The sequence below is a fragment of the Alcanivorax sp. HI0083 genome, assembly GCF_001635175.1.
Genome location: NZ_LWFX01000295.1, coordinates 1 through 1213, shown reverse-complemented (window position 1 = coordinate 1213; position 1213 = coordinate 1). Strand labels below are relative to the sequence as shown.

Below are 1213 nucleotides of genomic sequence, written 5' to 3'. Positions count from 1 at the left end.
CTCTCCCTCTTTGCTGACGGCCCAAGCCTAGCGGGCTGGCGCCCGTTTCCTGCAATAAAATACCTGTCCGAATTTCTGATGGCCGGTGTGTGCATGCGGCATACTCAGTGGTATGTTCTTGGTCCCCGGCTTGCCTTTCCTGATTTTCCCTCCCTGCGATATTTGTTTTCAAAAAACAAAACGTAGTTCCAAAATAGTATTGACGCCCCCTTTGGGGCGTGTCAGATTGACCGGCGAGTCAACACTTTGTATTCACCGATGAGCAGGCTGCGCTAGCCCGGTCTTATCGGTTTTATCCGGCGGTTTCCGGGTATCAACAATAAAAGCAGCTCTGCGAGGGCTGCAGTTCGGGAGAGTAAGACATGTCTGATCGGCATCATGCGGTCTGGCCAGAGAATATGCCCAAGCATCTGAGCCTGCCGCAGACCAGCCTCTATACCAATCTGGAGGTGTCTGCATTGCGTTACCCGCAACGGGACGCGATCAACTATTACGACAGCCCCCTCACGTTTGCCCAGTTGAAGCAGCAGGCGGATGCCCTGGCGGGCTACCTGCAATCACTGGGGGTGGAAAAGGGCGACCGGGTGCTGCTGTTCATGCAGAACGCCCCCCAGTTCATTATCAGCTACTACGCAATCCTTCGTGCCAACGCCATTGTGGTGCCGGTGAACCCCATGAACCGGGCGGCGGAGTTGGAGCACTACCTGGAAGATACCGAAGCGTCTGTGGCGATTTGCGGTCAGGAGTTGCTGGCGGCGATTGCGCCTGTGGTGGGCAAGGTGAATCTGCGCCACCTGATTGTGGCGGCTTACAGCGATTACATCGTCCGTGACACGGACTTGCCCCTGCCACCGGAAGTGGAGGCGCCTGCTGCTGCCCTGGCGGACCCGGCACACCTGGCCTGGAAGGACGTTATCGCGGCCGCCAAACAGCCCAGTGAATTGCTGGTGGGGCCGGATGATCTTGCCGTGTTTCCGTACAGCTCGGGCACAACCGGTGCGCCTAAAGGTTGTATGCATACCCATGCGTCGGTGATGGCCACCTGTGTGCAGGGGGCCGTCTGGAGCCATGGCACCACCGAGTCTGTCACCCTGGCCACGCTGCCGTATTTTCATGTGACCGGCATGCAGGGCTCCATGAATTCGCCCATCTATGGCGGTTCGCTGATTGTGTTGATGACCCGTTGGGACCGCCGGGTGGCGGCCAAGCTGAT

The 1213-nt window shown here is 58.2% G+C and carries 2 protein-coding genes; both read left to right on the top strand.

Annotation, left to right across the window (positions count from 1 at the left end):
- On the top strand, positions 1 to 186 hold a 186-nt coding region (locus tag A3754_RS28410; RefSeq protein WP_231880461.1), incomplete at its 5' end, for a hypothetical protein.
- A 176-nt stretch (positions 187 to 362) separates the two neighbouring features.
- Positions 363 to 1213 (top strand): AMP-binding protein (locus A3754_RS03140; RefSeq protein ID WP_156496732.1); only part of this gene is annotated, 851 nt, incomplete at its 3' end.